At 45.1% G+C, this 7,588-nt stretch carries 8 protein-coding genes; 4 read left to right on the plus strand and 4 right to left on the minus strand.

The features are described 5' to 3' along the window. Positions 1–168: 168 nt before the first annotated feature. From AC805_RS19300 to AC805_RS19315, 4 genes are all read right to left on the minus strand, one after another. Positions 169–1,554: a DUF2330 domain-containing protein gene (locus tag AC805_RS19300; RefSeq protein WP_055076906.1), complete on the minus strand. Its 1,386-nt coding sequence runs from the start codon at positions 1,552–1,554 to the stop codon at positions 169–171. A 17-nt stretch (positions 1,555–1,571) separates the two neighbouring features. Beyond that, positions 1,572–2,510: an RnfABCDGE type electron transport complex subunit D gene (locus AC805_RS19305; RefSeq protein ID WP_082429564.1), complete on the minus strand. Its 939-nt coding sequence runs from the start codon at positions 2,508–2,510 to the stop codon at positions 1,572–1,574. A gap of 146 nt (positions 2,511–2,656) precedes the next feature. After that, positions 2,657–3,445 (minus strand): hypothetical protein, encoded by a 789-nt coding sequence (locus AC805_RS19310; protein ID WP_055076907.1) that lies wholly within the window; start codon positions 3,443–3,445, stop codon positions 2,657–2,659. An 84-nt stretch (positions 3,446–3,529) separates the two neighbouring features. Continuing rightward, entirely contained in the window at positions 3,530–3,715 is a 186-nt protein-coding gene (locus tag AC805_RS19315; protein WP_055076908.1) for a hypothetical protein, read from the minus strand. Positions 3,716–3,823: 108 nt separating this feature from the next. Here AC805_RS19315 and AC805_RS19320 point away from each other — a divergent pair, with 108 nt between their 5' ends. The 4 genes from AC805_RS19320 (at position 3,824) to AC805_RS19335 (ending at position 7,546) form a co-directional block, all read left to right on the plus strand. After that, positions 3,824–4,858 carry a phosphate/phosphite/phosphonate ABC transporter substrate-binding protein gene (locus AC805_RS19320; RefSeq protein WP_055076909.1) on the plus strand — a complete coding sequence of 345 codons (1,035 nt, stop codon included), beginning with the start codon at positions 3,824–3,826 and terminating at the stop codon, positions 4,856–4,858. 198 nt (positions 4,859–5,056) lie between these two features. Continuing rightward, positions 5,057–5,836: a phosphonate ABC transporter ATP-binding protein gene (locus tag AC805_RS19325; RefSeq protein WP_055076910.1), complete on the plus strand. Its 780-nt coding sequence runs from the start codon at positions 5,057–5,059 to the stop codon at positions 5,834–5,836. Beyond that, positions 5,833–6,636: a phosphonate ABC transporter, permease protein PhnE gene (phnE, locus tag AC805_RS19330; protein ID WP_156341487.1), complete on the plus strand. Its 804-nt coding sequence runs from the start codon at positions 5,833–5,835 to the stop codon at positions 6,634–6,636. The genes AC805_RS19325 and phnE overlap by 4 nt, the downstream gene beginning before the upstream one ends. Before the next feature lie 61 nt (positions 6,637–6,697). After that, positions 6,698–7,546: a C39 family peptidase gene (locus tag AC805_RS19335; protein WP_055076911.1), complete on the plus strand. Its 849-nt coding sequence runs from the start codon at positions 6,698–6,700 to the stop codon at positions 7,544–7,546. Positions 7,547–7,588 lie beyond the last annotated feature (42 nt).

Below are 7,588 nucleotides of genomic sequence, written 5' to 3' on the forward strand. Positions count from 1 at the left end.
CGGAGCGCGGCAACTCTCTTTGGGGTTTTGATTTTGTCCTAACAAAACTGGCAGCAGCTATACCAATTCACGAAAGTGTGACAACATTTTTGCGAATTAAACACCAAACCCAGTAAGGTTTTGAGATTCCCAAAATGGCAACGCCATTTTGGGAATTGTTATCAGTATCTATTTCCAGATATTTTCCCAAAATGGAGTTTCGACAGGATCGGGCAAACTAGAGATATTCATCTTGCGACGAATATCGAAAAGATTCCAGCCTGTTAAGCTTGCGAGGGTTTGGGCTTCTTTTTCAAAACGCGGACGCAGCGATCGCTGATATGCTTTTCCAGCATCACAGTTTGTCTCACCTTTAAAGGGATATCGCAAAACATAGCGACCTTGGAAGAACTCTTGATTCGAGGTTTCCTTAAAGCTCAAATCTTCGGGAAATGTATCGCGGCTATAGCGAATATGTAAACGGGTGATAAAAACCCTTCCGTTGTTTGGGGGGACTGGTCGACGAAACAGCTGAGATGAATTGACAGCATCATTTGGGGAACCCATCCAAAACACCCCTGCCTTGCGAAGTTCTTCTGGAGAGAGCGGTTCGGCAGAGCATGGATCGCAGCTTGACATATCCCATGCATATTCTAAAAAGGCAACTTTACGTCCTTCCTTATTGTAGGAAGTTTTAAACATTGACTTATAGAATTCTCCAAATTCACTCTTCACATAGGTCGGAATATCGTCACCCGATGGAACTTTGATGGTACGATAATTAGCGACTTCGGCTTGTCCTTTAGGAGAAAGAATATATACAAGTAAATCTTGATCGCCATTGGCATTAAGCATCCCCAAGCGAATAGGAAGCATGAATTTGGGGGATTCGTATGCCATCATCAGGGGTCTGAGGGATTGCGAACCTGTTTTACTGAGTTCGGCAATATTCACCTTTGCCACAAAGAACTTCATGTTTTGGCGAATATAGGGCTGAAGTAATTCTTTTGCGCCTTGGGGGATTTTGTAATCATTATCAATCAGCCAAGATTCTAAACCATCGGAATCCTTAGCACTGAGAATGAGAATATCGTATTCGCCAACCGCAAATTTAGCTTCGATCGTAACTTGATAATTATCTGCCCTTGCTTTTGATTCCATCATTGGTGCAGCAGCTCTTGTCGCACCACTAAGAGTTATTTGATCGTAGACTTCATATCTGGCACAGGGATCGGAGTCAAAGTACTCAACTAATCGAGGAGCGCTAAAGGAATCAAGGCGATCAATGATCTTCTGTTCGCCAATGCGTACTTGTTCTTTTTTCAGTAACACGGGTACGGGGACGACAAGGGCAAAGTCTTTAACATCGCCTTGATAGTCATTCGCCATCGTTAAAACGGTGCGCTTACCGTCACGGGCGATTACTACCTGTGAAGCTTTGTTAAAGAGACTAGCATCGGCTTGGGATACATAAAATCCACAGAAAGCAAAAGCCAAGGGTGAATAAGCAAACACCATCACACCAGCAAGGACGGTACTCAACAGTACGCGCATCCACAACAAAAGTCGTTTCATAATCTAACCTTAGTAATTTATGGATTAGAGAGCAAAGCACTATGAGCGCTATGACGCTTGGGTAACCATTGGAAGCGCGGGGCATTCCATAGCCGATCGCACAAAACGGTGAGCGGTGAAATTAGGAATAATGCATAAAACATGGCATCCGCATTGAAGAAGACATTACGGAAGATAAAAGCTAAAAGCGCGATCGCCATTGCCCAAATCAACCTTGCCGTTTTAGCGTTAGGAATGGAACGCGGATCGGTAATCATGAATAGGGCAAATAGCAACAAAGAGCCACTAGTCAAGCGATGGGCTAGCACATCCCAAGTCCAACCCAGCCAAAGATTCCGTAATCCTTCTAGCAGAGCATAGGAAGCCAAAAACATAAAGCTCGTATCCCAGCGCCCTACCTTCTTGAGAACGATCCCGCCAAAACCGAGGAAAACTAAAGCGTAAAGGCTATCTTCGCCCCATTGCCCATTAGAGACCCATGCATGGTTATCCCAAACAAAGGTGTCTAACAACAAAACGACAACAATGCCAAAGTTCGCAGGATTGAACCAATGTTTACCATTAGTACGAAAAATAAACTTACTAGCGATCGCCAAAAATGAAGCACAGACAATCGCCCCATAGCTGTCGGAGCGCAGCAGTAGACTTAAACCCAAGGCGGTAATCGTGGCACTTTTGAGCGATCGCCAGCGGTCGTGATGCTGGGAAGTAGGTGGAAATAGGCTGACCATTGCCATCTGGGTTAACCAGCAAATGCCAAAGGTCAGGGCGATCGCGATCGGCTTCAAAGTCCAATCGCGCGTACTTACCCCTAATAATAAAAAGACCGATAAAAAGAGAATCTGATAATCGCGAGCATCTTTGAAGGGGAGGATGCCCAAAGTGAATAATGGGGAAAGCGATCGCGGCAAAACCAAAGGCAACTTCCATGACTGCATAGCTTTCTGATTAACCATAAAGTTTGCATCAGTATAAGTGCATCAATTTCAGAAATATAGTCCGTTGCACTTTTTGTAACGATCCATAAACCCAATAAGAGAGTGAATCCCGCGTAGCGGGATTCACTCTCTTATTGGGTTTTAGATTGCCTATGCGTCACTGCCTAATACAAGGCTTCTTTCGGCTTAACGATATTAATCGCTCTCAATCCTGAAATTACACCCGTACCAATCACAGCACCAGACAAGCCACGCATCGCATTCTCCACAGGAATAACGGGAATTAACATTTTCCAAATTGGCTCTGGCCAGTTAAAGAGATAATAGGTAAAGGGAACTTGACTGAGATGGGCAAGCCCACAGATCATCCAAGTGCCGCAAAATATGCCGATCCCTACCCTTATTAAATCTTTGCTGCCAATCATGTGGGCAAACAACGTTCGCGTGGGCAAGAAAAATAGAAGTATCGATGACCAATCAATAAAGGCTCCTGCGATAAAAGTATCGAGAGGAATACCATTACGAGCGATCGCTAAATAAGCATAAGCCCCAAGTTCACTGACAAATATCCCGACCAATCCCAAATACCAATATTGGCGATTCCTAACCGTAACCATAGACCCTGCGGCAAAACTAGCGATCGCCGCTCCCCAAATGGCGATCGCAGGTACTCCTGCCGTATAGGGGGCAAGGAATACGCCAATTAAAGTACCAATACCGCTAGCTAAGGCTCCCGCCCAAGGACCTAACAACCAGCCAAGTAAAGGATAGATGCTTTGACTTAAAGGAATACCTTTACCAGAACCAAGCACGATCGAAAATGGAATAAATGCTAATACTGTAGCAACGGAAGCAAGAACGATGATGTAAGCGATCGGCGCACCATCGATCGCCGCACTACCGATCATTTTCACTTCGCGCTCCGCGCCTTCAGGAATTTGATTTTCGGTCATGGTGATTTTAATAGCTATTTTGATCGGCTTTCAATCTCATTTTATAGCCCCATTTTATAGCAAGTATAGCTACAGTCACTTGACTTACAGCGCTTTGCGCTCAAACCCAAACCAAGGAAATTTTTGAAAGCCTTGCTTAGCAACGCTTTCAAAAATTTCCTTGTGGTTCGTTTGATCGATAATTGCTGTAGGAGAAATCAACCCCCCAGAATTGACTGGCGGCGCTTCGCGCCGCCAGTCAATTCTGGGGGGGTATGTCCTAATCACCATGATCTTCTTGACTTATTTATTGACTTAAATTCTCAAATAAGTTTAAGCTATCTCTAGTAGTTATTGCTATTAATTCTTTTTAGTATATCGACTGACTTTTAAAAAATAATGAAATTTTTTGTATTTTCTCCTGCTAAGTTTGTGGCGATCGCAGGATTAGTCTCCCTGATGGGTTTGACCGCTTGCACGGAAAATAGCCAAAACAGCCAAAATAATCAGCAACCTTCATCTACGTCAAATGTAGCCCAGACCAACGCTAGTAAGGAACAAACCAAAGATGCTAAACCTGCTCCAACTGAAGTAGCTAAGGCTCCTAGCAACGATATTACGATCGCCTTTGCTACCCGCCGCGACACCAAGGATCTCCAGAGCAAAATCGATAAAGTTACTGCCATTTTATCGAAAGAACTAGGCACTCCTGTCAAGGGGATTGTTGCTGATGAAACTGCATCAGTCGAAGCTCTCCGCGCCAATCGAGCCAATGTTGCCTTTGTCAGTGGACGCGCAGCCCTAAAAGCCGAACAACTATCAGGGGCAAAGATGTATCTAGCCGAAGTTCGTGCTGATTACTCAGGTGGTAAATCCTATAACTCGATCTTTGTCGTACCCGACAACAGCCCCTTAAAAACCTTAGCAACTCCCCAAGAAACTCTAGAACAGTTGAGAGGAAAGCGTATGGCATTTACCTCACGTTCTTCGGGTTCGGGATTTATTTTCCCCGTGAGCGAATTGGTGGGGTTAAAGTTTGTTGATGGTCCCGATCGCTTAGATAGTTTTTTTGGCAAAGTAACCTATGGTGACGGCTATAGCAGTGCTTTACAAGCTGTTCTGCGCGAACAAGCCGATGTGGGCGTGGTATCGGAATATGCATTGCTTCCCCCTTGGATTACGGCTGAGGAAGGCAAAAAATTGCGAGTACTACATGCAGTTCCCAATGTACCCGCCCACGGTATTGCCATTGACGATAGCGTACCTGCGGATGTCAGGGAAAAGTTGATTAATGCTTTTTTAAAGCTGAATGAAGCGGAGAATAACGAATTATTCCGCAGTCTCTATAACTCTACCAAACTAGTCAAGGTCGATCACGAACAACATTTAGCTACCATGCGTACGGCTATTGCCCGTGCAGGACTCAAGCCTTAATCAATTTTATAAATTGCGCCAACGATCAATAACGATCAATCAATAATGATCGATTAAGTACCTCAGCATAATTAAAATCCAGATCTAAAACCTGCGGCGCACGCGCAGCCGTGCGCCGCAGGTTTTAGGGCTTTACATTTAATTAAGCCCACTTACTTAGAATTTTCAATTAGGATTTTCAATTAGGATTTGAAAAATATGGAATCTTTATCAGTCAATAACGCCCCTGCGATCGCTTGTCACAATCTGCGCACGGCTTATCAAGCTAATTTAAAGCGTCCAATCTTAAATGGAATCGATTTACAAATTAACCAAGGGGAGTTTGTCGCCCTACTAGGCTTAAACGGCGCGGGAAAATCCACGCTGCTGCGATCGCTAGTGGGCTTAATCCCTGTAAATCAAGGGGAAATTCAAGTATTTGGCACTAGGGTAGAACCCCAAAACATTGGCGAAATCCGTAAAAATGTGGGGTTTCTCTTTCAGGGAGGGGGCTTAGTCGATCAGCTTTCCTCCCTAGATAATGTCTTATGTGGTTGTCTGGGAGAGCTTAACACTTGGCAGAGTTTATGGGGATTTCCTCAACGCGATCGCCGTGTTGCCATGCAGCTATTACAAAAGCTTGGGCTACAGGAGCAGACCTACCAAAAAGCCCGACAGTTAAGTGGCGGACAGCGCCAGCGTGTGGCGATCGCGCGTACCTTGATCCAATCACCGCAGATTTTACTGGCTGATGAGCCGACGACAGGTTTGGATATTGTCGGCATCAACCAAGTAATGGAAGCCCTTGCCTCCATGCATCGCAAAGGCTTGACAGTTGTAGTCGTACTGCATGATCTCGCCCTAGCCGCTCAATATGCCCAACGGGCGATCGTTCTTGAAGCAGGGCAAGTCATGTATGATGGGGACTGTCAAAATATGGAAAAGCAGTTTGCCAAACTGCAAAATCTTTCCCCAGTCCAGTCTGCTAGCGCTGCATGATGAAATTTATCGAGCGGATTCGTCCCCATACCTTTAGCTACAATATCTGGGCTATCAGGTTTTTAGTAATTGTCAGTCTAGGTTGGGCTTACATCTGGTCACTAAGGGGATTAAAGGTCGATCTCAAATTACTGCAAACGAGTTGGCCCTACATGACAGATTTTCTGTCCCGTCTTTGGCCGCCCGATTTGAGTATTTTAGATGTTGCGATCAATGCTTTGATTGAAACTATGCAAATGTCACTGTGGGGAACGACGATTGGTGCAATTCTATCTATACCGATCGCTTTGCTATCCGCCCGAAACCTTTCGCCCCTATGGTTGCGTTGGCTGGCTAATTTTTTGCAAAATGCGGTGCGTTCGGTGCCGTCCATTATTTTAGGATTGTTTTTTGTAGCGGCGACGGGGTTGGGTGCGCCAGCGGGAACCTTGGCGTTAGGGATTTACACGATCGGCTATCTGGCCAAGTTCTATCAAGAGGCGATCGAATCCGTCGATAAGCGATCGCTCGAAGCTTTAAGAGTCGGTCGCGCCTCTTGGTGGCAGATCGCTCAGTATGGAGTCATGCCACAGGTTTTACCCCTATGTCTTGGCTATACCCTCTATATGTTTGAGTACAATATTCGCGCCGCTTCCGTTTTAGGAGTGGTTGGGGCTGGGGGAATTGGCTTTGAATTGGTCAGTTATATTCGTGGTTTTGAATATAACAAGGCGACAACGATGATGATCGTTTTATTGGCAGTTGTTACGGCGATCGATACCCTCAGCAGTCGATTGCGGAACAAGTTTAAATCGGAATAAAATCCTGATGGCGATATGCGATGATTTATAGCGTTATCGAACTCCAAACCGAGGTTGTCCTATGCCTAAAGCGATCGCTCAAGCAGACACTTTCCTGAAAAAAAAGCTGCTGGGATCGACGGATTTAGCCGATTCCGAGAAGATTTTTATTAAAAAAGATCAGGCTTTTTATGTCACTGAATATAGCCCTGATCGCAACCAACATCTTTTAATGACGCTGGCATCCCCCTTCACTGCCAAGGACGGCAAAACCCAGATCCAGAAGGTCTATGCCTACGAGCCCCACATCAAAATCGAAGGACAGGATCTCAATCAGCTAATTAAACTGCCAGTCAAATATTGCTCGCAGTTGGATAACGATGAAGCTATCTTTGGTCCTGGTTGGCGGCAATGTAATACCACCAGCAATACCATGCTTGCGGACTATTTATTAGGTGGAGAGTTAACCAGAAAGGCTCAAGCAGGAAATTATGAAGTAGTAGAACCTGAGTCTGTATATATGCGGATTGTGGCTAAGTATGGCGATACCACCGATCATGACGCGCAAACATGGGCTTTAAAAGAACTTGGTATTGATTCTTACTTCAGTTACTCTCTCTCTGCCAAAGATTTATTACTGTCACTTAAAGCGAATATTCCCGTAGTGGTGGGATTTGCCTATAAAGGAAGCGGACATATTTGTATAGTAGTGGGGCATGATCCGACAAATAAAGTTTGGCTGATCCACGATCCTTACGGTACTCGTCATGGTGCTAGTGATAGCTACGATGTTGGCGTTGGTGGAGCCTATGATGCCTATAGCTACGATGTAATGCAGCAGGTTTTCTGGGATAGTGGCGGTGAGTCTGGATGGGGAAGAATTGTTACCAGTGTCAAGGGCAAGCCAACTGGTTTACCATCGGGACTCTAGGAAAAGGCGACGCAATGCGTCGCCTTTTCCTATATTTAATAC

It is taken from the genome of Pseudanabaena sp. 'Roaring Creek', from assembly GCF_001402795.1.
In the GTDB taxonomy this organism is placed as follows: Bacteria; Cyanobacteriota; Cyanobacteriia; order Pseudanabaenales; family Pseudanabaenaceae; genus Pseudanabaena.